Source organism: Burkholderia sp. MBR-1 (assembly GCF_013822785.1).
Lineage (GTDB): Bacteria > Pseudomonadota > Gammaproteobacteria > Burkholderiales > Burkholderiaceae > Burkholderia > Burkholderia vietnamiensis.
In genome coordinates this window covers 2063253-2084870 of record NZ_CP053609.1, presented here as the reverse complement: position 1 = coordinate 2084870, position 21618 = coordinate 2063253, and the positions used below count along the sequence as shown (strand labels likewise).

23 protein-coding genes are annotated in these 21618 nt (G+C 67.5%); 11 read left to right on the top strand and 12 right to left on the bottom strand.

Features of this window, described 5'->3' with window-relative positions; genetic code table 11:
• Positions 1 to 4: 4 nt before the first annotated feature.
• Genes MBR110_RS09645 through MBR110_RS09625 form a run of 5 tightly spaced genes read left to right on the top strand, consistent with a single transcriptional unit; the run spans position 5 to position 4671 of the window.
• Positions 5 to 1231 (top strand): MFS transporter, encoded by a 1227-nt coding sequence (locus tag MBR110_RS09645; RefSeq protein WP_080938702.1) that lies wholly within the window; start codon positions 5 to 7, stop codon positions 1229 to 1231.
• Complete coding sequence (locus MBR110_RS09640) at positions 1228 to 2043, top strand: cyclase family protein (protein ID WP_045579099.1); 816 nt, start codon at positions 1228 to 1230, stop codon at positions 2041 to 2043. The genes MBR110_RS09645 and MBR110_RS09640 overlap by 4 nt, the downstream gene beginning before the upstream one ends.
• On the top strand, positions 2040 to 2636 hold the full coding sequence (locus tag MBR110_RS09635) for a cupin domain-containing protein (RefSeq protein WP_045579098.1): 597 nt from the start codon (positions 2040 to 2042) through the stop codon (positions 2634 to 2636). Before MBR110_RS09640 ends, MBR110_RS09635 begins: the two co-directional genes overlap by 4 nt.
• The gene (locus tag MBR110_RS09630; RefSeq protein ID WP_059740902.1) at positions 2633 to 3673 is read left to right on the top strand and encodes a fumarylacetoacetate hydrolase family protein; all 1041 of its coding nucleotides are present in this window, start codon (positions 2633 to 2635) and stop codon (positions 3671 to 3673) included. Before MBR110_RS09635 ends, MBR110_RS09630 begins: the two co-directional genes overlap by 4 nt.
• Complete coding sequence (locus MBR110_RS09625; RefSeq protein WP_181709043.1) at positions 3670 to 4671, top strand: NAD-dependent epimerase/dehydratase family protein; 1002 nt, start codon at positions 3670 to 3672, stop codon at positions 4669 to 4671. The genes MBR110_RS09630 and MBR110_RS09625 overlap by 4 nt, the downstream gene beginning before the upstream one ends.
• Before the next feature lie 432 nt (positions 4672 to 5103).
• Here MBR110_RS09625 and MBR110_RS09620 read toward each other — a convergent pair whose 3' ends face one another.
• Entirely contained in the window at positions 5104 to 5592 is a 489-nt protein-coding gene (locus MBR110_RS09620) for an aminoacyl-tRNA deacylase (RefSeq protein WP_181709042.1), read from the bottom strand.
• Between the two features lie 459 nt (positions 5593 to 6051).
• On the opposite strand from MBR110_RS09620, the gene MBR110_RS09615 reads away from it, so the two are divergent.
• On the top strand, positions 6052 to 6339 hold the full coding sequence (locus MBR110_RS09615; RefSeq protein ID WP_011884895.1) for a YciI-like protein: 288 nt from the start codon (positions 6052 to 6054) through the stop codon (positions 6337 to 6339).
• Positions 6340 to 6347: 8 nt separating this feature from the next.
• Here MBR110_RS09615 and corA read toward each other — a convergent pair whose 3' ends face one another.
• A complete protein-coding gene (gene corA, locus MBR110_RS09610; protein ID WP_011884896.1) occupies positions 6348 to 7325 on the bottom strand; it encodes a magnesium/cobalt transporter CorA in 978 nt (325 codons plus the stop codon).
• A 181-nt stretch (positions 7326 to 7506) separates the two neighbouring features.
• Between corA and cydX the strand changes: the two genes are divergently transcribed.
• The gene (gene cydX / locus MBR110_RS09605) at positions 7507 to 7653 is read left to right on the top strand and encodes a cytochrome bd-I oxidase subunit CydX (RefSeq protein WP_014723062.1); all 147 of its coding nucleotides are present in this window, start codon (positions 7507 to 7509) and stop codon (positions 7651 to 7653) included.
• A complete protein-coding gene (locus MBR110_RS09600) occupies positions 7650 to 8267 on the top strand; it encodes an AAA family ATPase (RefSeq protein ID WP_011884897.1) in 618 nt (205 codons plus the stop codon). The genes cydX and MBR110_RS09600 overlap by 4 nt, the downstream gene beginning before the upstream one ends.
• 115 nt (positions 8268 to 8382) lie before the next feature.
• Here the strand turns inward: MBR110_RS09600 and MBR110_RS09595 are convergent, their stop codons facing one another.
• Both MBR110_RS09595 and MBR110_RS09590 read right to left on the bottom strand, forming a co-directional pair.
• Positions 8383 to 9483 carry a saccharopine dehydrogenase family protein gene (locus MBR110_RS09595; protein ID WP_011884898.1) on the bottom strand — a complete coding sequence of 367 codons (1101 nt, stop codon included), beginning with the start codon at positions 9481 to 9483 and terminating at the stop codon, positions 8383 to 8385.
• A 906-nt stretch (positions 9484 to 10389) separates the two neighbouring features.
• Positions 10390 to 10854: an Lrp/AsnC family transcriptional regulator gene (locus MBR110_RS09590; RefSeq protein ID WP_011884899.1), complete on the bottom strand. Its 465-nt coding sequence runs from the start codon at positions 10852 to 10854 to the stop codon at positions 10390 to 10392.
• Between the two features lie 349 nt (positions 10855 to 11203).
• On the opposite strand from MBR110_RS09590, the gene MBR110_RS09585 reads away from it, so the two are divergent.
• Entirely contained in the window at positions 11204 to 11734 is a 531-nt protein-coding gene (locus MBR110_RS09585; RefSeq protein ID WP_011884900.1) for a Spy/CpxP family protein refolding chaperone, read from the top strand.
• Positions 11735 to 11864: 130 nt separating this feature from the next.
• Complete coding sequence (locus tag MBR110_RS09580) at positions 11865 to 12296, top strand: PGDYG domain-containing protein (RefSeq protein WP_034193149.1); 432 nt, start codon at positions 11865 to 11867, stop codon at positions 12294 to 12296.
• Between the two features lie 58 nt (positions 12297 to 12354).
• On the opposite strand, the gene MBR110_RS09575 is transcribed toward MBR110_RS09580, so the two are convergent.
• The 8 genes from MBR110_RS09575 to MBR110_RS09540 form a co-directional block, all read right to left on the bottom strand.
• Positions 12355 to 12717 (bottom strand): DUF3022 domain-containing protein, encoded by a 363-nt coding sequence (locus MBR110_RS09575; protein ID WP_011884902.1) that lies wholly within the window; start codon positions 12715 to 12717, stop codon positions 12355 to 12357.
• Between the two features lie 13 nt (positions 12718 to 12730).
• A complete protein-coding gene (locus tag MBR110_RS09570) occupies positions 12731 to 13519 on the bottom strand; it encodes a YhfC family intramembrane metalloprotease (RefSeq protein ID WP_011884903.1) in 789 nt (262 codons plus the stop codon).
• Between the two features lie 53 nt (positions 13520 to 13572).
• Positions 13573 to 14616 carry a LacI family DNA-binding transcriptional regulator gene (locus MBR110_RS09565; protein WP_046427002.1) on the bottom strand — a complete coding sequence of 348 codons (1044 nt, stop codon included), beginning with the start codon at positions 14614 to 14616 and terminating at the stop codon, positions 13573 to 13575.
• A 301-nt stretch (positions 14617 to 14917) separates the two neighbouring features.
• A complete protein-coding gene (locus MBR110_RS09560; RefSeq protein ID WP_059622592.1) occupies positions 14918 to 15883 on the bottom strand; it encodes an NAD(P)-dependent oxidoreductase in 966 nt (321 codons plus the stop codon).
• 5 nt (positions 15884 to 15888) lie between these two features.
• Positions 15889 to 17169 carry an MFS transporter gene (locus MBR110_RS09555; protein WP_181709041.1) on the bottom strand — a complete coding sequence of 427 codons (1281 nt, stop codon included), beginning with the start codon at positions 17167 to 17169 and terminating at the stop codon, positions 15889 to 15891.
• 163 nt (positions 17170 to 17332) lie between these two features.
• Positions 17333 to 18334, bottom strand: coding sequence for a sugar kinase (locus MBR110_RS09550; RefSeq protein ID WP_011884907.1), 1002 nt, complete (start codon positions 18332 to 18334; stop codon positions 17333 to 17335).
• Between the two features lie 28 nt (positions 18335 to 18362).
• Entirely contained in the window at positions 18363 to 19127 is a 765-nt protein-coding gene (locus MBR110_RS09545) for a xylose isomerase (RefSeq protein ID WP_059568172.1), read from the bottom strand.
• Positions 19128 to 19441: 314 nt separating this feature from the next.
• The gene (locus tag MBR110_RS09540) at positions 19442 to 20335 is read right to left on the bottom strand and encodes a LysR family transcriptional regulator (protein ID WP_011884909.1); all 894 of its coding nucleotides are present in this window, start codon (positions 20333 to 20335) and stop codon (positions 19442 to 19444) included.
• Between the two features lie 110 nt (positions 20336 to 20445).
• Between MBR110_RS09540 and MBR110_RS09535 the strand changes: the two genes are divergently transcribed.
• Positions 20446 to 21519 carry a YeiH family protein gene (locus MBR110_RS09535; RefSeq protein WP_011884910.1) on the top strand — a complete coding sequence of 358 codons (1074 nt, stop codon included), beginning with the start codon at positions 20446 to 20448 and terminating at the stop codon, positions 21517 to 21519.
• Positions 21520 to 21618: the final 99 nt, after the last annotated feature.

Below are 21618 nucleotides of genomic sequence, written 5' to 3'. Positions count from 1 at the left end.
CACGATGGAAACGAACCTTTCTGCGGCACACGCGGCGCATGCCGCGCACGTCGACCTGCCGGGCGGCGCCGATGCGGACGCGGATGCGGGCACCCGCCTGCGCGCATCCGGCATCGCGGTCCTGCTGATCTCGCACTGTGCCGGCATGGTCGATCTGGTCGCCTTGCCGGTATGGGTGGGCACCCTGATCGGCGCGTACCGGCTCGACCCACAGCAGGCCGGCCTGCTCGCCACGCTGTTTCTGGCGGGGGCCGTCGTCGGCAGCCTGTTCTTCTCGCCGCGCCTGAACCGTCTGCCGGCGCGCGTCATGGCGACGCTCGGTTTCGGCACGGCGACGCTCGCGTTCGTCGGCATCGCGTCGATTGACGGCTATGCGGCGATGGCGGTGCTGCATGCGTTGGCCGGTATCGCCGTGGGCTGCGGGCTGAGCTTCGCACACGGCACGATCGGACGCAGCCGCCATCCGCATCGCCTGTTCGCCGGCGCGGGGCTCGCGCTCGGCATCTTCGCAATCGCGTTTCTGGGCGGCACGCCTGCGTTGATCGCGCAACACGGCGGCGCCATGCTGTTTCGCGTTTTCGCGGGGATCATGGCTACGGCGGCGATTGCCTGCGCCCTGGCATTCCCGTCGATTCGCGCGCAACACAGCACGGCGTCGGTCGCCGAGCCGCGCTTCGCGCGCGCGGTCTGGTTCGGCATGGCAAGCGTGGGATGCATGGGGCTCACGCAGTCGATGCTCTTCAGCTTCGTGCAGCGCATCGGGCTCGACCACGGTTTCGGCTTCGGCGCCGTGACGGGCACGCTGATCGCGCTCGGCTTCGTCAACCTGTTTCCCGCACCGGTGGCGGGGCTGCTCGAACGGCGCATCGCGGGGCGCAGGGTGGTGCAGGGCGGTCCCATCTTACAGGCGGCGCTTGCGTTGATCATCACGCACAGCGCGACCGTCGGGCCGTATGCCGCGGCCACCGCCGTCTTTGCCGCCGTGATGATCTTCACCCATACCTTCGCGTTCGGCATGCTCGCCCGCATCGACCGTACCGGACGCGCCGTTGCCGCGACGCCCGCCATGCTGATGACGGGCGCCGCAATCGGGCCGCTCCTCGGCGGCACGCTCGTCAAGCATTCGGGCTACGGCAGCCTGGGCATTGCGGCGGCCATGATCGCGGTGGCGGCGGTGTTCTGCTTTTCGCGGCTCGAGGGCCGTCCTGATACGCAAGGAGTCAACGCATGAAGCCTGTTCGCCGGTTTGTCGATCTCTCCATTTATCTGGAGAACGACGTGCTGTCCGATCCGCCGCCGCTCGCGCCGAAGATCACCTACCAGAAGCACGCAGACACGTTGCCCGAATTCATGGCCATGCTGCCGGGCACGAAAGCCGACGATTATCCCGACGGCGAGGCTGCCGCCGCGGAATGGGTCACGCTCACGACGCACAGCGGCACGCATCTGGACGCGCCCTGGCATTTCCATTCGACCATGGACGCACGGCTCGGCGAGGCGCGGCCGTCCATCACGATCGACGAGGTGCCGCTGGAGTGGTGTTTCCAGCCCGGCGTGAAGCTCGATTTCCGCCATTTCCCCGATGGCTACGTCGCGAGCGCCGCCGATGTCGAGGCCGAACTGGCGCGTATCGGCCACGCGTTGCAGCCGCTCGACATCGTCGTCGTGAACACGCGGGCCGGCTCGCGCTATGGGCACGGCGATTACGTGAACGCGGGCTGCGGCATGGGCTACGAGGCCACCATGTATCTGCTGGAGCGCGGCGTGCGCCTGACGGGCACCGACGCCTGGAGTTGGGACGCGCCGTTCTCCTACACCGCGACGAAGATTGCGCAGACGGGCGATACGTCGCTGATCTGGGAAGGGCACAAGGCCGGCCGCGACATCGGCTACTGCCATCTGGAGAAACTGCACAACCTCGAAGCGTTGCCGCCCGCCGGCTTCACGATCAGTTGCTTCCCGCACAAGATCCGCGGCGCTTCCGCCGGCTGGACGCGCGCCGTCGCGATTCTCGACCAACCCGATGCGGAGCGCGCAGCATGAGCTTTTCCACCATTCGTCGCGTCGTGACCGGCCATGACGCCAACGGCCGGGCGATCGTCATGTCCGATGGTCCGTTGTCCACCGTCGCGGAAATTGCCGCGATTCCCGGCACGGTATTCCACGAAGTCTGGAGCACGTCGGAAAGCCCCGCGGTGGTGAACAACGGCTCCGATCCCACCATCGGCGAGCTCATGTTGCCGCCGCCGAGATACGGCACGCGCGTGCGCTTCGTCGACATTCCGCCCGACACGCCGGAGTTTCTCGCGCACGGCGCCGCGGCCATGCATGCGGCGTTCAGCCAGATCGGCGACGCCGATGCATCGACCGTCCAGGCCGACTCGCCGCATCCGCTCATGCATCGCACGGAGTCGATCGACTATGGCGTCGTGATCGAAGGCGAGATGACGTTGATACTCGACGGCGCCGAGGTCGTGCTGAAGCAGGGCAACGTGGTGATTCAACGGGGGACCAACCATGCGTGGGCGAATCGCTCGGGACGCATGTGCCGGATGCTGTTCGCGTTGATCGACGGCGTCTACGACCCGGCGATTGCCGCCGCGCTCGCGAGCCGGACGGAGAGGGAGGCACGATGAAATTCAGTTCGTTGCCGGACGGCGCCGATGGCCGCCTGCTGCTCGTGTCGCGCGACCTTCGTTATGCCGTGGACGCCGCACCGATCGCGCCGACGTTGCTCGATGCGCTGCAACGTTGGGACGCGGTCGCGCCGCTACTCGCGGCACGTTACGACGCGCTGAATGCGGGCGCGTTGCCCGACGCACGCCCGTTCGATCCGCAGGCTTGCGCTGCGCCGTTGCCACGCAGTCCGCAGTGGTGCGACGGCTCGGCGTTCCTGAATCACGGTCGCCTCATGGAACAGGCGTTCAATACGCCGCCCATCCCCGAGTTCGACACGGTCCCTGTGATGTACCAGGGCGCAAGCGATGATTTTCTCGGGCCGCACCACGACGTGCCCTTGCCGGACGAACACGACGGCATCGACTTCGAAGGCGAGTTCGGCGTGGTGGTGGCAAACGTGCCGATGGGTGTGTCGCCCGACGATGCGGTTCGGCGCGTGCGCCTCATCGTGCAGCTCAACGACTGGAGCCTGCGCGCGTTCGGGCCGCGCGAGATGAAGACCGGCTTCGGGTTTCTGCAGGCCAAGCCCTCCACGAGCTTTGCGCCCGTCGCGGTCACGCCGGACGAACTGGGCGAGCATTGGCGCGACGGTCGCGTGCATCTGCGTTTGCACGTGGACTGGAATGAGCGCTGGTTCGGGCATCCGCATGGCGGGGAAATGAGCTTCGGGTTCGGCGAGCTCATCGCACATGCGGCGCGTACGCGCAGGCTGTCGGCGGGGACGATCGTCGGTTCCGGCACGGTGTCGAACGTGGACCGCGGCGCCGGGTCCGCGTGCATTGCCGAGCGGCGCGTGATCGAGATGATCGATGAAGGAAAGGCACACACACCGTTCATGCAGTTTGGCGACCGCGTTCGCATGACGGCTCGCGACGACGCGGGCGGCACGCCGTTCGGGTCGATCGACCAGCAGGTCGTGCGCGCGTCTCGCGACGCAGAGCAGGTCAGGGATGAGGTCACAAGCGAGGTCACAAGCGAGGCGCTGCGATCATGAGAGTGCTCGTCACAGGAGCGGGAGGATTCGTTGGGAGGGCGCTTGTCGAGCGCTTGCTGCACGATGGCATCACGCAGTCCGGCGATGTGTCGGAACTCGTGCTGATCGATCGACGAGTGGAACGCGCGCCAGGTGACACGCGCGTCACGGCGGTGGCCGGCGATTTCGGCCGCCCCGAGATTCTCGAGCCGCTACTCGCGAGACCAGTGGACGTCGTCTTTCATCTGGCAAGCATGCCCGGCGCGCAAGCGGAAGCCGAGCCGGCTGCCGGCGACAGCGTCAATCTGTGGGGCATGCTCACGCTGTTCGAACTTCTCGCGAAGCAGGCCGTGCTGCACGACGGGTACGCGGCACGCGTGGTCTACGCGAGCAGCGTTGCGGTGTTGGGCGAACCGTTGCCGAACTTTGTCGATGAGCACACGGCGCCGCACCCGGCCACGAGCTACGGTACGCACAAGCTGGTCGGCGAACTGATCCTTGCGAACTGGACGCGTCGCGGCGAGCTGGACGGCCGCGCGCTGCGGCTGCCCGGCATCGTGGCGCGGCCGGAGTTGTCGTCGGGACATGGGTCGGCGTTCATGAGCCAGATCTTTCGCATGGCACAGCGCGGCGAGGCTTATACGTGCCCCGTGTCGCCCGACGCTACCGCATGGTGGATGTCGCGAAGATGCTGCGTGGACAACCTGCTGCACGCCGCGCGCATGCCGGCGGCGTCGTTGCACGCGGGCCGCGTGTGGACGCCGCCAGTCTTGCATCTTTCCGTGGGAGAGATCGTCGATGCGTTGCGCCGGCGCTTCGGCGCGTTCACGATCGACTACGCGCCCGTGGATCAGATCGAGCAACGTTTTGGACGGCAACCGCCGCTCGTGGATAGGCGAGCGCTCGAGGCCGGGTTTCGGCACGATGACACTATTGAAAGGCTGGTGGAGGCGGCGCTCGAGGGCGGCACGGAAGCCCTGACATCAAACGCAGGTTGTCTCGGTGCGGCAAGTGCGTGATGGCAATCTGCGCTTGAGACGTTTCCTTGCGTCAATCTGGTTCGTGGGATGTCAGGTGTCCGCAGCACGGCCCCAAACATCGCAGAAGCAATCCGTGCTCGAGTCGGTCGTGGCCGAGCGGCGAATCTGCCGCGTCGTCAATTCCAGCCGGTTGGCCGTTTGAGCCGACACCCGGCTACAGCCTCGATTATTTAGCGGAAACGCGACATTACTACTTTGCTCTTACAACCCATTAATTTGATAATAATGATTATGTCAAATCAAGGATTCCACCAACGACCAACAGACCCCGGCCCCGCAGTTCGCCCCGAACGGTAGCCGTCTATCGCCCCCCAGTGGACCGCGTCCAAACTCGCGACCGCAGCCCGCACGGCGCCGTTCCCGATCTTCCCGGCGAGCCACGAACTGCGAATCGCAAGCACCACACACCCGTCAGGACACCCACATCCCGAGCATCTTGTGCGAAAAATGCGCGCGTTCGGCGGTTTCCATCAGCGCGAGAAATTCGTCTTGCGTCATATGGATCAGCGCCTCGTGATCGCCGGCCTCGAAATAAACTTCCGGCTGCTGCGCGAGTTGCTCCTCGAGGAACGTCTTCATCCCGTACGCCATGCATATCGGCGGCAACGCGCCCATCTCGCAATCCTTGAACAGTTGGCGCAGTTCGATTTCCTTGGCAAGAAAGAGATGGCGGCCGGTCTTGATCCACAGGTCGGAGAACCGGATCGCATGCGACGTCGGCAGCACCACGGCGACGTAGCCCTGATCGTCCTCGAGCAGAACTGTCTTGGCGAGCCGTTCGCCGGGGATATGCGCGGCTGCGGCCGTCTCCATGCTGGTATGGCTATACGGGTGGTACACGACTTCGTACCGGGATGACTTCTCGCGCAGGCAGTCCTGCAGCGTCGCGGAAACAGGCATCGCACACCTCGTCTGGACGAATCGAGCGAACGAAGTTCGCTCCGGATTCGTTCAGCATAGGTCGCATTCCGGTCAATGAAAACGGCCTCGGATCGTCTCGAGACCAGCGGCGATCGTCGCTTTCGGCCCCCTTTCCCGATATGCCGTTCGACCATGTTGACGGCATGAAAAACGAATCTGGAATATGCGAAAAACGAGCGGTGAACCACCGCGCTGAAGACGGTTTTGGAGAAGCACATTCAGGCGCAGCAACGCGCGTCAATAGGATGGAAGCCGGGGAAAAGACCGTTAGTTGCAAATAATGGGGAGACGCAATGCCGCTCGATCATATCGTCCGCATCGGCCCGAATCACCCACGCAGCCCGAGCCGCAAACCACCGCGCCGACCCACGAACCGCACCCTATACTGAGCCAAGACAACCCGCCGACCGTGAGGCAACCGACTTCCCCGGAGCGACCATGCACTACCAGCTGATCTACGAACTCGTCGACGATTACCTGTCCCGGCGCGAGCAATACCGTGCTGAGCATCTCGCGCTGGCGCGCGCGGCCACGGAACGCGGCGAACTCGTGCTCGCCGGCGCATTGCAGGATCCGGCCGATCAGGCCGTGCTCGTGTTCGAAAGCGATTCGCCGGCCGTCGCTGAATCGTTCGCGCGCGCCGATCCGTACGTGCAGAACGGGCTCGTCAAGTCGTGGCGCGTGCGGCCGTGGCGGGTCGTCGTCGGCCGGCACGCACCGGGCTAGGCTACGGCCTACAACCACCCCGCCCGCTTGAAGCGCCACCACAGCGCGAGGTCGGCCACGGCCATCGCGGCGATACAGCCGTAGAAGCCATATTTCAGGTGCAGTTCGGGCATGTTGGCGAAGTTCATCCCGTAGATGCCCGCGATCATCGTCGGGATCGCGAACAGCGCGGCGAACGACCCGAGCCGCTTGGTCACCTCGTTTTCGGCCAGCGAGATCATCCCGAGGTTCACCTGGATCGCGGTCACGACCATTTCGCGCCGCCCTTCGATCGTCTTCACGATGCGTTGCAGGTGGTCGTACACGTCGCGAAAGTAATGTTGCATCCCGCTGCAGACCTGCGGGATACGCCCGCCCGTGAGCTTCGCGAGCGGCTCCATCAGCGGCGCCGTGTGCTGATACAAGGTCACGAGCCGGCGCTTGAGCGAATAGAGATCCTCGATGATCGCGCGCGACGCGGCAGGCGTCGCCTTCGCGAAGATCCGGTCTTCCAGCTCCTCGAGCTCGGCGCCGAGCGTTTCCAGAATCGGAAAATAGCGGTCGACGACCTGATCCATCAGCGCATAGAACACGAACGCCGAACCTTCGCGCAGCAGATGCGGCTCGCGCTCGCAGCGCTTGCGCACGTCGCGAAAGTCCTGTTCGGTATGGTTGCGGATCGACAGCACGTAGTTCGGGCCAACGAACACATTCAGTTCGCCGACCTTGAATTCGCCGTCGTCGTCCAGCTCGACGGTATGCAGCACGGCGAACAGCGAGTCGCCGTACTCCTCGATCTTCGGCCGCTGGTGCCCCTTGCGGGCATCCTCGAGCGCAAGCTCGTGCAGCCCGAATTCCTCGCCCATCAGGTCGATTTCGTCGGGCGTCGGCTCCTTCAGCGCGACCCAGACGAAACATTCGGGCTTCGATACGTAGTCGCTGATGGCCTCGATATCGATGTCGGCCAGCTTGCGGCCGTCCTGGTATGCAGCACAGTTGATCAGCATGGTGTCCGTGGCGTTGCAGTTTTCGCACCAGTTTACCGGTTTGACTCGCAATCGGCCCGGCTTGCGCCGCTCGCCGATATTGGTCATGATCGGGCTGCATGCGCCGTTGGCGCATGCGTCGGCATCGCTTCGACACACGCGCGGCAGCCCCGCGCGGCCCAACCTTCAAGGAGACGAACCCATGTGGTATTTCTCGTGGATACTCGGCATCGGCGTGGCGCTCGGTTTCGGCGTCATCAACGCGATGTGGCTCGAGGCCGAAGTGTTTTCGCGCGGCAACAAGGGCTCCGACGCGTCGCCTGCCGATTCGGGGAGCCGGTATTCGTGACGCATCTGGTGTTCTTCTGCGGTCATGCCGGCACCGGCAAGACCACGCTCGCAAAGCGGCTGATCGGGCCGCTGATGCGAGCCACCGGCGAAGCCTTCTGCCTGCTCGACAAGGACACGCTGTACGGCCGCTACAGCTCGGCCGCGATGGGCGCCCTCACCGCCGACCCGAACGATCGCGACAGCCCGCTCTACCTGAAACATCTGCGTGACCCCGAATACCAGGGCCTGCTCGACACGGCCCGCGAGAATCTCGCGCTCGGCATCGGCGTGCTGGTGGTCGCCCCGCTGTCGCGCGAAGTGCGTGACGGGCGCATTCTCGACCGCGACTGGCTCGGCATCGGGCCTGACATCTCGCTGACGGTCGTCTGGGTCCACACCGCCGAAGACGTCGCGCACCAGCGGATCGTCGCGCGCGGCAATCCGAACGATGCGTACAAGCTCGCCCACTGGGACGAATACCGGCAGCGCCGCTTCGTGCCGACCGGTGACGAATGCGACGGCATCGTGATGTTCGACAACACCGCACCGTCCGACGCGGACATCGACGCGCTGCTGCACCGCCTCGCGCAGCCGCACGAGCAACCGGCCGCCGGCGCGTCGCGGTCGGCCTGAACGCTCCCCTGCCCGCCTGACGCCGCGCGACGCGGCGCCTGCGTCGAAACGACAACGCCGGAAGCGCTGTTGCGCTCCCGGCGTCGCCTTTACCCTCGTACCAAAGACGCGTGCGTCACGCCAGTGCGTGCACGCGCTCCATCGTTCCGCCTTCGTACAGCTTGCCGAAGCGGTTCGCGAGGAACGCCTTCAGCGAGACCTTCTCCTGCGGGATGAAACCGCTCTGCGGCAGCTTCTTCTCGCGGAACAGATCCAGCACCGCGCACATCGCGCCAGCCGTCGTGATCTGGATCGCGCTCATGTGCATCCCGCATACGTCCTTCGCGAAAATCTTGCGCGTGAATACGTCCTGCACGAGCTGGCCGTCCTTCACGCCCGTCACCGTGACGAACACGAGCACGACGTCCTGCTTCGTCGACGGCACCGCGCGGCGCATGATCGCCTTCAGCGTGTCGCGGTCGCTCGACAGGCGCAGGTCCTCGAGCAGGAACTGCACCAGCGCACGGTGGCCCGGATAGCGGACGGACTTGTAATCCAGCGACTCGACCTTGCCCGACAGCGTTTCGCACAGCGTGCCGAGGCCGCCCGACGTGTTGAACGCCTCGTATTCGGTGCCGTCGAGCGAGAAGTGCTCGAGGCCTTCGAGCGGCTGCACCCACTGCTTGCGGCCGTCGCGGATCGCTTCGCACGGCTGGCAGTATTCGTTGATCAGCCCGTCGACGCTCCAGGTCAAGTTGTACTTCAGTGCGTTCGTCGGATACTCGGGCAGCGCGCCGACGCGCATCTTCACGTCGCGCACTTCGCTGAAACCGTTCACGAGCTCGTGTGCGGCGATGCCGATGAAGCCCGGCGCCAAACCGCATTGCGGCATGAACGCGTGGTCCGAGCCGTCGGCGAGTTCGCGGATCGCGTGGGTTGCGCGCACGTCCTCGGTCAGATCGAAATAGTGCACGCCCGCCGCCTTCGCTGCCGCGGCGACGTTCACCGCGAGGTAGTACGGCAGCGCATTGACGAGCGCATCGAAGCCCTTCACGGCTTCGCGAATCGCATTGGCGTCGGCCGAATCGACCCGCTGCGTCGCGATGCCTTCACGCGAGAGCTTGGCAAGCGCATCGGCGTCGCGGTCGAATGCCACGACCTCGTAGTCGCCCGTTTCACGCAGCATGTGAGCAATGGTGTGACCGATCAGACCTGCGCCGACGATGGCGATTTTCATGCGCTTATCTCCTGATGATGGGTTTGGTGTTCGTGTACGGCGTCGAGCCATGAACACAGTTTAGGGACGCGCAAAATCAGTTCCAAGACGAAGAATGATGCGAAACGACCGATAAATTCGACTAATTGACGAATGGTTTCGCCGTTTCGACGAGATCGTATAAAAATCGCAGATATGTCGCCGGGCAAGCGGCTGGCGCGGGCGTTTGAAGCGAATGGGGGCGGGCTGAAGCCGCAATGCGGGACACAGGCGAGACATCATGACGCGCGCCGACACGCGTTCGCCGCACCGATGCATGCGCGAAGAGGCCTGACATGACGCGACGCAATGCGCTCGTTGCGCGGGCGTCACGGAGAGAAACCGAGGAATAGCCGACGCAGCTCGACGTGACGCGTCGGTCCTGGCGTCGGTAGAGAGAATGAAGAAACATCGGGCACGGCCCGACATCACCCGCCGCAGCCGGCGTTACCGGCGAGAAACGAAGATACGGCCAGCACGACGGCGTACCGCGCCGCAGCCAGCGTCACCGGACCAAAACAAAGAAATAGCCGGCACGAGCCGACGTAACACGCCGCAGCCGACGCCACCTGGAAGAAATGAAGAAACGGCCAGCACGACCGGCCTACCGCGCCGCGGCCAGCGTCACCGGACCAAAACGAAGAAACAGCCGGCACGAGCCGACGTAACACGCCGCAACCGACGCCGCCGGCGAGAAACGAAGAAACAGCGAGCGCGACCCAACGTTACGCGCCGCAGCCGACGCCATCCAACACAAGCGAAGAAACGGCCAACGCGCCCCGACCTCCCCCCGCCGCGGCCCGCGTCACCAGAGGGAAACGAAGAAACACCCGGCGCAACGACCCACATCGCGCCACGGCGTCACGCATGAAGCACGCATGCGCCGCATCATCCACCGATGGTGCCGCGATCGATCTTGCGCGACAGAATGATCGACGTCGTCGTGCGCTCGACACCTTCGAGCGAGCCGATCTGGTCAAGCAGGTCGTTGAGCCGCTCCGGCGAATCGGCGCGCAGCCACGCGACATAGTCGTATTCGCCGCTCACCGCGCACAGCAGCTGCACTTCGGGCATCCGGTCCAGCTTGCGCAGCACGTCCTTGCCGAACTTCGGCGTGAGGATGATGCCGACGTACGCGTAGATGCTCGCGTCCAGCACGTCCTGCCCGAGCCGCACGCTGTAACCGGCGATCACGTTGGTGCGCTCGAGCCGCGCGATGCGCGCGACGACGGTCGTGCGGGCGACGTCGAGCTGTCGCGCGAGATCGGCGACGCTCGCGCGCGCATCGGCTTGCAGCAGCGCGACGAGTTGCCGGTCGAGATCGTCGAGTTGGTCGAGGCGAGGTGGACGCATGAGGCTGGGCCGGCGTGCAGCGCGCCGGCGAAATGGAACGTGACGCGATGATAGCGCCGAACCCGCGACCCGCCCACACGGCATGGCGCGGGAGCGGCTTCCCGATGTCGCACGCCGGCATGACGCGGCCGGCCCATCGCAGGTGTCGCAGGCAGCGCGATATGGCACGACACCCCAACCGAACGCCCCCCGCCCCACCGTGCGCCCCACCAACATCGATTTCGACAAGTATCCGATGTAAGCAAGTGTCGCTTTCACTGCCGGGTTGCAGCCGACGTGCTACTAATATCGGGCGATGCGAGATGCGCGCCCGCGCCCGCTCGCACGACACCACCCCGGAGAGCCCATCATGAAGAAAATCTCGCTCACCCTTGCGATGCTCGCCGCGGCCGCCGGCGCCTTCGCGCAAAGCCAGCCGCAACCGGCCTCGATGCCCGCCGCGTCGGCGCCCAGCGCCGAACAGCGCGCCGCGCGCCACGAAGCACGCGTCGAGCAACGCATCAAGTACCTGCACGACCAGCTGAAGATCACCTCGGCGCAGGAGCCGCAATGGAAAACCTTCGCCGACACGATGCGCGAGAACGGCGACACGATGGGTCGCCTGTATCGCGAACGGATGGAAAGCCGCGACGTATCGGCGGTCGACGACATGAAGCAGTACGCGGCGCTCGCGCAAGCGAACGCGGACGGCGCGAAAAAGCTCGCCGACGCCTTCGCGCCGCTCTACGAGTCGTTCCCGGCCGACCAGAAGGCGCTGGCCGACACCACGTTCCGCAGTTGGCTGCACCACGGCGGCGCGCATCGCGGCAAGGGCAAGGCCGCGCCCCGGGAAGGCAAGGCAGCCGCCGCGCCGGCCGCCAGCGCGCCCGCGCAGCCTTGACACCCATCGCCACCGCGCGGCAGGCGCACGGCTGAACGGCCGCGCGCCTGCCGCTGCCGCCGGAACCGGCGCGTCACACGGCGCGCCGAATTCGGGATAAGCTCCCGGCTTTTCCCGCACTTCCCCCGCCATGCTCGAACTCAAGCACATCGATCTGCGTACCGACCCGCAGGCCCGTCGCGTCGTCAAGGACGAAACCGTCACGGTCGCATTCGCGCAGGCCGACGGCGAACTGATGAGCCTCGAAGGTCCGAACCGCTATGTCGCGGGCGACGCGCTGGTCACCGGCTCGACCGGCGACCGCTGGGTCGTGTCGCGCGAACGCTTCGACGTGAAGTATCTGCCCGCCGATCCGGCGCTCGCGCACGGCGCGCCCGGTGCATACCGCAACCGCCCGGCCGTCGTGCTGGCCCGCCGCATGGACGAGCCGTTCACGATCGCGCGCTCCGAAAACGGCGACACGCTGCGCGGCACCGCCGGCGACTGGGTCATGCAATACGCGCCCGGCGACTACGGCGTCGTGCAGGCACAGCGCTTCGCCCAGGTCTACCGCGACGCGTAACGCGTAACGCCCGACGCCGCACACTGGCTCCGCGCCGGCACGCCCGCGGCGTCCACCTTCACGCGAAGTCTTCGTCGAGTTCGAGTTCCGCGTTGCGCTCGATCGCCTCGCCCGCCGCATGGCGTTCCTCGAGCGAACCGAGCATCGCTTCCGTGTACGCATGCAGCACCGCGTGGCTGCGCGCGCGCTGCATCGGCCTGAGCGCCAGATAGCGCGCCAGCGCGGCCGGCACGATGCGGATGTCGAGCGTCATGCGTTTCGGCGTCGAACCGAAGCGCATCGCGAGCCACTGCACGGACAAAAAGCGCCCGCGCTCGTCGCTGCTTTCGGTAAAGCGCGTCTGCTCGGGAAAAAGCTCGCAGATCACGCGCGCGAGCGCATCGAATTCGGCGCTCTGGCATTCGATCAGATAGTCGTCCATTCGCTCTCCCCCGTCAGGCCACCGCACGCGGCGGCCGGCACGTTTTCATCAGCACGGTGACCAGCATCGCGGCCAGCACGAAATACACGGCCTCGAGCCAGCCGGCCGGCAGCGCCCGCACCTGGTACAGCAGCGCCGGCGCGAGCGCCAGCGCATGCAGCACGATCGCGAGCGGCAGCACCGTCGCGCGGCCGGCGCGCACGCCGCGCCACACCAGCACCGACAGCGCCAGCTGCACGACGAACGCCGCGCAGCGCTCGAGCAGCAACAGCAGGATCGACTGGGCCGACAGCGTCGCGAGCATCACGTGCAGCCGCACGACGGTATCGCCCGGCAGGTCCGCGAGCTGCGTTTCGAGCTGTCCGCGGCTCGCCAGCCACGCGAGATACGACCACTGGCCCCACACGAGCACGCCGACGAACCACGCTTCGGCGCCGGCATGGCCGAGCCCGTAGCCGATGCCGCGTCCGTCGCCGGCCGACGCCCCATAGCGGCGGCTCAGGAAGCGCATCCCGACGTAGCGGCCGACCTCCTCGAACACGGCGCTCGAGAGCGCACCGTACGCGACGAACGCAAGCGGCTGCGTGAGCCAGCCGCCGTCGGGCGTGCGGCTCAGCACGAGGCCGTGGAAGGCGCGTTCGACGATCATCGCGAACAGCGTGAAGACGGCGACGCCGACGATCGTGTCGCGGCGGTCGAGCGCAAGCGGCTTGCGCAGCATACGAAACAGCACGAACGGCAGCAGCGCGATGATCAGCGTGGCGGCGATCAGTACCGCCAGCGTGACGGGGGCGACAGTCATGTATTTCCTTGTTCGGAGCGGCGCACCCGCTGCGCCGCGTGCCCGAATGATACTCAGCTTGCGGTCGACGCGCGCACGACCAGCTCGCCGCGCAGCAGCGCGACACGCGGGTCGCCGCCCGCGCCGTCGATGCGCTCGTGCACGAATTCGACGGCCTTGTAGCCGATCTCGTAGGTCGGCTGGCGAATCGTCGTGATGCCGATCAGCTCGGCCCACTCCGGGTCGTCGATCGACAGGAGCGCGGCCTTCTCCTGCCATGCCGGGCCGAAGCGCGCGCGCAGATGGCGCGCGATCGCGAGCGCGACCGGGCCGTTCGCCGCGAACAGCGCCGCGCGCGCACCGCGCCGCAATGCGTCGTCGACGCGCGCGTCGAGGTCGGCGAGCGCCGCCGCCGCGGTCGCGGGCTCGTTGAGGTCGAGCACGATCGTCGGCGGCACCGGCAGCCCGCGCGCGTCGAGCGCCGCGCGGAACGCGGCCTCGCGCAGACGCCGCGAGCTGACGCGCTCGAACGGCTGCACGATGAAATGGATCGCCTCGAAGCCGCGCGCGATCAGGTGCGCGAGCGCCGTCTCGATCGCGTCGGTGTTGTCGAGGCCGATCAGGTCGGCCTCGAAGCCCTCGACCGTCCGGTCGACCAGCACGGCCGGGATGCCGCCGCCGCGCAGCGGGCGCAGCGCGTCTTCCTCGGCGCCCAGCGCGTTGACGATCAGCCCTTCGACGCGGTAGGTCGTGAGCAGCTGCAGGAAGCGCCGCTCCATCTCGACTTCATTCGCGGCGTGGCAGATCAGCGGCATGTAGCCGAGCGCGTGGCACGCGGCCTCGACGCCCTGCAGCACTTCGACGGTATACGGATTGGTGAGGTCGGCCGCGAGCATGCCGAGCAGCCGGTTGCGGCCGCGTTTCAGCCCGCGCGCCATCTGGTTCGGCCGGTAGTTCAGGCGGGCGATCGCCGCCTCGATCCGCTGGCGCAGATCGGCGGACAGCACGTGCGTCTCGCCGTTCAGATAGCGCGAAACGCTGGTCTTGCCCGTGCCGGCCTCGCGGGCGACGTCGCTGATCGTCGCCGGACGCTGCGTGGAAGGTTGCGAATCGCTCAAGTCGTGCCTCGCGACGTACGATCCGCGCCGCTTCGTCTGCGGACGGACCTTTGTTGTTGGATACGAAAGCCGCCCGGCCCGCGTCGCCGCGATCGTGCTGCGCGCTCGCCCGCTGCGGCCACCTGAACCGGATGGCGCCGGCCGCACCGGACCCGGCACGGATGCCCGTCGCACCACGCCGCCGGCCGCGCGGCCGGTTCGTCGATGCGACGAGCGGGCGATCATAACGCAGCCTGCCCTCCCGCACCAAGACCGCCGCCTCTATCCGCCCCCGCCGCCCCCGCCGGTCACGCGCCGGCGCTCACGCATGCGCGAGCGCGTCCGGATTGACGAGATTCGTACGCAGCGTGCCGGCCAGCGCGCCGACCAGGTTTTGCGCCGCGCAGCGCGCCATCGCATGACGCGTCTCGTGCGTCGCCGAGCCGATATGCGGCAGCGCGACGACGTTGCTCATCCGCAGCAGCGGCGAGTCGGCCGACAACGGCTCCTTCTCGAACACGTCGAGCCCCGCGCCGCGGATCGTACCCGCGCGCAGCGCGTCGATCAGCGCGGCCTCGTCGACCACCGGGCCGCGCGACGCGTTGATCAGGATCGCACCGCGCTTCATCTTCGCGAATTCGGCCGCGCCGATCAGATGATGCGTCTGCGGCGACAGCGGCACCTGCAGGCACACGAAATCCGACTGCGCGAGCAGTTCGTCGAGCGTGACGCGCCGCGCGCCGTACTGCTGTTCCGCTTCGGCGTGCGCCGAACGGTTGGTGTACAGCACCTGCATCCGGAAGCCGAGCGCGGCGCGGCGTGCGACCGCGCCGCCGATGCGCCCGAGCCCGACGATGCCGAGCGTCTTGCCCTGCACGTCGGTGCCGTACAGTTCGGGGCCGATGCTGCGCTCCCAGTGCCCGGCCTTGACCCATTCCGCCAGCTCGACCACGCGGCGCGCGGACGCGAGGATCAGCGAGAACACGGTATCGGCGGTCGATTCGGTCAGCACGTCGGGCGTGTGCGCGAGCACGATGCCGCGCCGCGTGAGATCGGCGACGTCGAAGTTGTCGTAGCCGACCGAGATCGTCGACCACGCCTTCAGCCGCGGCGCGCGATCGAGCATCTGCGGCGTGATCTTCAGGCTCGCGCCGATCGCGCCGTCCGCCTCGCCGAGCGCGTCGGCGAGCGCGTCGGCGCCGTCGGCCCGGATCACCTCGGCGTGCTCGCGCAGATACACGAGTACGTCATCGGGCAGCGGCTTGTACGCGACGATACGAGGCTTCATCGTTTTCATTTTCCTTGCAACGGCGTCGCGAGCGGATGCGCATCGCGCGCCTGGGGTTTGACGGACAGCGTGAGGATCACCGCGGCGACCAGCGCGACGCTCATGAACGCATACGACGCGAGGGGCGAGCCGGTCGCGCCGTTCAGGTAGCCGACGAAGTACGAGCCGACGAACGAGCCGAGCGCGCCCATGCTGTTGATCAGCGCCATCGCGCCGCCGGCGACGTTCTTCGGCAGCAGTTCCGGCACGATCGCGAAGAACGGGCCGTACGGCGCGTACATCGCGGCGCCGGCGACGACCAGCAGCGCGTACGAGATCCAGAAATGCGACGAGCCGAGCGCGTACGACGCGGCGAACGCGGCGGCCCCCACCAGCAGGAACGGCCAGACGAAGCCGCGCCGCGAGCCGACCTTGTCGGACGCCCACGATGCGACCAGCATCGCGATCGTCGCCGCGAGATACGGCAGCGCCGACAGCCAGCCGGTCGCGACCATCCCGAGCTCTGAACCGTTCTTGACGATCGACGGCAGCCACAGCACGAAGCCGTACACGCCGATGCTCCAGCAGAAATACTGCGAGCACAGCTTGATCACGGCCGGCGAGCGGAACGCTTCGCCGTAGTTGCGCACCGGCTTGATGGCCGCCTGCTCGGCTGCGAGCACCGCGGCGAGGTCGCGCTTTTCCTGCGCGCTGAGCCACGGCGAATCGGCCGGCTTGTCCTGCACGAGGAACCACCAGCACACGGCCCAGACGATCGCCGGCACGCCTTCGGCGATGAACATGTGGCGCCAGCCGAACTCGTGGACGAGATAACCGGACACGATCGACATCCACAGCACGGTCACCGGATTGCCGAGGATCAGGAAGGTGTTCGCGCGCGAGCGCTCATTCTTCGTGAACCAGTTGCTGATGTAGATCAGCATCGCCGGCATCACCGCGGCCTCGACGACGCCGAGCACGAAGCGGATCGCCATCAGCGACGGGATGTTCGTGACCACGCCGGTGAGCGCCGCGCACGCGCCCCACAGCACGAGGCTCGCGAACACGAGCTTCTTCACGCTGCGGCGTTCCGCGTAGATCGCACCGGGAATCTGGAAGAAGAAATAGCCGAGGAAGAACAGCGCGCCGATCAGCGACGACAAGCCCTTGCTGACGCCGAGATCCTGGTTGATGCCGGCCGCTGCCGCGAACCCGTAGTTCGCGCGGTCGAGGTAAGCGAGGCTGTAGGTGATGAAGACGATCGGCATGATCGTCCACCAGCGTCGGACTGCAAGGTTGGCTGCCATCTGAGTGTCTCCTGGGGTGACCGGAGCGGGCCGGTCGCATACCGGCTCCGCTCCCGTCGTTCGGAAATCGACCGGCGTCGGCGCGGCGGCGCCGGGTCCAGCCTCATTCAAAACCGTGCACGTGGCACGAAGTGATTCCGCGGATCGGGCCGTGGTCGGCCTCTCATTGCGCGGTGACGGTTTCTTCCTGACGCTCGGCGTGCGCGGCGCCAGCGTCGGCGCCTTCGAGCCGATCGAGCGCCGCGCGGGTCGGCAAGCCTTCCGAGTCGCCGATCACCTGGATCGCCAGCGCGCCGATTCGGTTGCCGCGTGCGACCGCCTGCTCGATCGGCTTGCCCTCCAGCAGCGCGCTGACCACGCCGACCGCGAAGCCGTCGCCGGCGCCGACCGTATCGACGACGTTCGCGACGCGCTCGCCGGCCACCGTGCCCTCGCGGCCGTCGGCCGTGCGAAAGTATGCGCCGTCGGGGCCGAGCTTGATCACGACGCCGCGGGCGCCCTGCGCCAGATAGAAGCCGGCGATGTCGGCCGGCGCGTCGCGGCCGGTGAGCTGCTGCCCTTCGGCGAGGCCCGGCAGCACCCAGTCGGCGAGCGCGGCGAGCGCGTTCAGCGTGGTCGCCATCGCTTCCGCCGACGGCCACAGCGTCGGGCGCAGGTTCGGGTCGAACGAAATCGTCTTGCCGGCCGCCCGCATCTCGCGCGCGAGCTTGAACGCGAGCTCGCACGACGTCGCCGAGATCGCCGGCGCGACGCCAGTCAGATGCAGGTGCCGCGCGCCGAGCACGTAGTCGGCCACGTAGTCGTCGCAGCACAGATGGCTCGCGGCCGAGCCCTTGCGGAAATACTCGACGGTCGGGTCGCTGCCGTCGTCGTTGCGCGACTTCAGCTGGAAACCGGTCGGGTACTGCGGATCGACGGTCACGCACGACGCGTCGATGCCTTCGCGCGCGAGCGTGTCGAGCACGTAGCCGCCGAACGAGTCGCGGCCCACGCGGCTCATCCAGCCGACGCGAAAGCCGAGCCGCGACAGCCCGATCGCGACGTTCAGGTCCGCCCCGGCGACGCGTTTCGTGAATTGCGTCGCGTGGGCGAGGTGGCCGGGCTCGGTGGCGACGAACATCGCCATCGCTTCGCCGTAGGTCACGACATCGAGTGCTGCTTTCATGAGTGAACTCCTCCGTATCCTGGCGGCGTCAGGCGGCCGCGAGCCACGCGACACGCCGGCCGGCGTCGGCCGCCAGATCCGCCGCGTCGAACGGGAACTCGATGCCGCGCGGCGCGGTGTGCGGCAGCGCGGCCAGCACGTCCGCGACCAGCGCATCGCCGGGCGCCGGCGCCACCGCGAAGCGGCGCGCGCCTGCGCCGGCCACGGCCTTGCAATGAATGTATTCCACGTGCGGCGCGAGCGCATGCGCGCACGCGAGCGGCGCTTCGCCCGGCCACTGCCAGTTGCCGATGTCGAACGTCATGCCGAGCGCATCGGGCATGCCCGCGCCGCTCAGCGCGGCGAACAGCGCGCGAAACTGCGCGAGCGCGCCGCCCACCGGCAATTGGCCGTTCTCGACCACCACGCGGGCACGCGCGCCGTGCGACAGGGCAACGATGTCGGCCGCGTGCGCGTCGCCGGCGAAGCCGCCGAGCTGGAACTTGACGAAGCGCGCGCCGAGCGCGTCCGCTTCGACCAGCGTGTCGCGCAACGCGGCGGCATCGAGCGCACCGCTTTCCGTATACAGCGTGGCCGGCGTCGAGTAGACCGACCACAGCCCGTGCGCGGCCACCGCCACGCCGAGCTCGGCCAGCGCGTCGGGCGTCGCGTCCTCGTCCGCTGCGAACAGCTCGCGGCGCACCTCGAAACCGCTCGCGCCGGACGCCGCCGCCGTCGCGATGAATGCCCGGTGGCCCTCGGTACGCACGCGGTCCATCCCGAATGCGCTCGCCACGATCACGATGTCTGCCATTTCTAACCTTTCAGCCCTTTTAAACCGGAATGGAACCGGTTCCATTTGCTTGAGACGGATGGTGCGCTTCGCTTCTCATGCACGCCATAGAGGAAATCCCTAAGCAACGGCTGCCGCGCGAAAGCGCGGTTCTGGACACGCATCGGGCGTTCCCGGAGAGCGTCCGGCGGCTGTTCGAACGTCTGGTCGCGCGCCTATCCGCGCGCCTATCCGCGCGCCTATCCGCGCGCCTATCCGAGTGCCTGTCCGAGTGCCTGTCCGAGTGCCTGTCCGAGTGCCTGTCCGAGTGCCTGTCCGAACGCCCATCCCGACGCCTACCCGCCCGCCTCCCCGATGCACATCTCGAGAAACCGGCCGGCCACGCGCGACGGCGCGGCGCCGTGCGGCACCAGGATCGAGAAATGCCGCGTGAGCGGCGCGGGCGCGAGTGAGCGCGGCACCAGCGCCGCATCCTCGTGCCGCAACGACATCGCGGAGACGAAGCCGACGCCCATTCCCGCGCGCACGGCCTCCTTGACGGCCTCGACGCCCGCGATCTCGAACGCGACGCGCATCGGCGCGCCGCTCTGCGCGAACGCGCGTTCGACCAGTTGCCGCACGCCGGAGCCCTCCTCGCGCAGCACGAGCGGATGGGCGGCGAGCGCCGCGAGCGGCACGCCATCGTCGTACGCGGCGGCCGCCAGCGGATGACCGGCCGGCACCACCGCGACGATCTCGTCCTCCTGCCACGCGTGCATGGCGGTGCCGGGCGGCAGCGCGTCGCCGGGCGGCCCTTCGATCATCGCGATGTCGAGCGACGCGAGCGCGGCCACCACGTCGGCCGTATTGCCGCTCATCGTGTGGATCGCGACGCGCGGCGCGCGCGGCTGGAACGCGGCGATCAGATACGGCAGCAGATAGCTCGCGGGCGTCGTGCTCGCGCCGATGCGCAGCGTGCCGGCGTCGAGCCCGCGCACCGCGTCGCGAAACGCGCGCGCCTGCGCGAACGTGTCGCGCTGCGCGTTCGCGTACTGCGCGAGCTGCTCGCCCACCGGCGTCAGGCGGATGCCGCGGCCGTCGCGCTGGTACAGCGGCTCGCCGAATTCGTCCTGCAGCACGCGCAACTGCCCCGACACCGCAGGCTGCGACAGATGCAGCGCGACGGCCGCGCGGCTGATGTTCAGATGCTCGGCGACGGCCGCGAAAGTTATCAGTTGATCCGGGGTCATGGACGTGAATTATCGGCTCTCCAGATAGTTTATGTCACAAATCACAATTTTTCATATCGATATAACCAAACTAGGATTAGGCCATCGCAATCAGTTGCTGCCGGTGCCTCATGTCGACTGCCACGCATTCCCCTGTGTCCCACGCCGCGCCGACGATGCGCGGCCAGTTGAACGGCGTGCTGTTCGTCGCGCTGTTCGCCGCCGCCGTCACGAGCCTCGCCGAACTGCCGACGATCGCGTCGCTCGGCCTGTCGCCGCTGATCGTCGGCATCGTCGCCGGTGCCCTGTATGGCAACGCGCTGCGCGACGGCATGCCCGCGAGCTGGGCGGCCGGCGTCAATTTTTCCGCGCGCAAGCTGCTGCGCATCGCGGTCGCGTTCTTCGGCCTGCGCGTGAGCCTGCAGGAAATCGCGCAGGTCGGCCTGCCGGGGCTGACGGTGTCGGTGCTGGTCGTCGTCAGCACGCTCGCGATCGGCACCTGGGTCGGCATGAAGGTGATGAAGCTCGATCGCGACGCCGCGCTGCTGACCGCCGCCGGCAGCGCGATCTGCGGCGCGGCCGCGGTGCTCGCGTTCGAATCGACGCTGCAGTCGAAGCCGCACCAGAGCGCGATGGCCGTCGGCAGCGTCGTGCTGTTCGGCACGCTGTCGATGTTCCTGTACCCGCTCGCGTACCACGCCGGCTTGCTGAACCTCGACCCGGCCGGCCTCGGCCTGTTCTTCGGCGGCACGATCCACGAGGTCGCGCAGGTGGTCGGCGCGGCCAGCGACATCAGCCCGGAAGTCACGCACGTCGCGACCATCGTCAAGATGACCCGCGTGATGCTGCTGGTGCCCGTGCTGCTCGCGCTCGGCTGGTGGCTGGCCCGCTCGGCACGTTCGGCCCGCGCGAGCGACGGCGCCCACGGCAAGCGCAAGGTGGCCGTGCCGTGGTTCGCGCTCGGCTTCCTCGGCTTCGTGATCGTCAACTCGCTGAACGTGCTGCCCGCGAGCGCCACCCACACGCTGAACGTGCTCGACACCTTCGCGCTGACGATGGCGATGACCGCGCTCGGCATCGAGACGCGCGTGTCGCAGATTCGCGAGGCCGGCCCGCGGGCGCTGACCACCGGCCTGATCCTCTACGTGTGGCTGATCGTCGGCGGTTACGGCATCACGTGGGCCGTGCAGCACTGGCTTGGCTGATCCGCGTCCACGCCGCCGCGCACTGCGCCGCGCCCGCCGGGGGAACCCGCGGGCGCGGCGCAGTGCTATGCTTCGCGTCGTTTTCCTTCGTCCTCTTCC

What these genes read in the sequence shown, in the direction of transcription:
- MBR110_RS09645 (WP_080938702.1), top strand. Translation starts at nt 5, where the DNA reads ATGGAAACGAACCTTTCTGCGGCACACGCGGCGCATGCCGCGCACGTC.
- MBR110_RS09640 (WP_045579099.1), top strand. Translation starts at nt 1,228, where the DNA reads ATGAAGCCTGTTCGCCGGTTTGTCGATCTCTCCATTTATCTGGAGAAC.
- MBR110_RS09635 (WP_045579098.1), top strand. Translation starts at nt 2,040, where the DNA reads ATGAGCTTTTCCACCATTCGTCGCGTCGTGACCGGCCATGACGCCAAC.
- MBR110_RS09630 (WP_059740902.1), top strand. Translation starts at nt 2,633, where the DNA reads ATGAAATTCAGTTCGTTGCCGGACGGCGCCGATGGCCGCCTGCTGCTC.
- MBR110_RS09625 (WP_181709043.1), top strand. Translation starts at nt 3,670, where the DNA reads ATGAGAGTGCTCGTCACAGGAGCGGGAGGATTCGTTGGGAGGGCGCTT.
- MBR110_RS09620 (WP_181709042.1), bottom strand. Translation starts at nt 5,592, where the DNA reads ATGCCTGTTTCCGCGACGCTGCAGGACTGCCTGCGCGAGAAGTCATCC.
- MBR110_RS09615 (WP_011884895.1), top strand. Translation starts at nt 6,052, where the DNA reads ATGCACTACCAGCTGATCTACGAACTCGTCGACGATTACCTGTCCCGG.
- corA (WP_011884896.1), bottom strand. Translation starts at nt 7,325, where the DNA reads ATGCTGATCAACTGTGCTGCATACCAGGACGGCCGCAAGCTGGCCGAC.
- cydX (WP_014723062.1), top strand. Translation starts at nt 7,507, where the DNA reads ATGTGGTATTTCTCGTGGATACTCGGCATCGGCGTGGCGCTCGGTTTC.
- MBR110_RS09595 (WP_011884898.1), bottom strand. Translation starts at nt 9,483, where the DNA reads ATGAAAATCGCCATCGTCGGCGCAGGTCTGATCGGTCACACCATTGCT.
- MBR110_RS09590 (WP_011884899.1), bottom strand. Translation starts at nt 10,854, where the DNA reads ATGCGTCCACCTCGCCTCGACCAACTCGACGATCTCGACCGGCAACTC.
- MBR110_RS09585 (WP_011884900.1), top strand. Translation starts at nt 11,204, where the DNA reads ATGAAGAAAATCTCGCTCACCCTTGCGATGCTCGCCGCGGCCGCCGGC.
- MBR110_RS09580 (WP_034193149.1), top strand. Translation starts at nt 11,865, where the DNA reads ATGCTCGAACTCAAGCACATCGATCTGCGTACCGACCCGCAGGCCCGT.
- MBR110_RS09575 (WP_011884902.1), bottom strand. Translation starts at nt 12,717, where the DNA reads ATGGACGACTATCTGATCGAATGCCAGAGCGCCGAATTCGATGCGCTC.
- MBR110_RS09570 (WP_011884903.1), bottom strand. Translation starts at nt 13,519, where the DNA reads ATGACTGTCGCCCCCGTCACGCTGGCGGTACTGATCGCCGCCACGCTG.
- MBR110_RS09560 (WP_059622592.1), bottom strand. Translation starts at nt 15,883, where the DNA reads ATGAAGCCTCGTATCGTCGCGTACAAGCCGCTGCCCGATGACGTACTC.
- MBR110_RS09555 (WP_181709041.1), bottom strand. Translation starts at nt 17,169, where the DNA reads ATGGCAGCCAACCTTGCAGTCCGACGCTGGTGGACGATCATGCCGATC.
- MBR110_RS09550 (WP_011884907.1), bottom strand. Translation starts at nt 18,334, where the DNA reads ATGAAAGCAGCACTCGATGTCGTGACCTACGGCGAAGCGATGGCGATG.
- MBR110_RS09545 (WP_059568172.1), bottom strand. Translation starts at nt 19,127, where the DNA reads ATGGCAGACATCGTGATCGTGGCGAGCGCATTCGGGATGGACCGCGTG.
- MBR110_RS09540 (WP_011884909.1), bottom strand. Translation starts at nt 20,335, where the DNA reads ATGACCCCGGATCAACTGATAACTTTCGCGGCCGTCGCCGAGCATCTG.
- MBR110_RS09535 (WP_011884910.1), top strand. Translation starts at nt 20,446, where the DNA reads ATGTCGACTGCCACGCATTCCCCTGTGTCCCACGCCGCGCCGACGATG.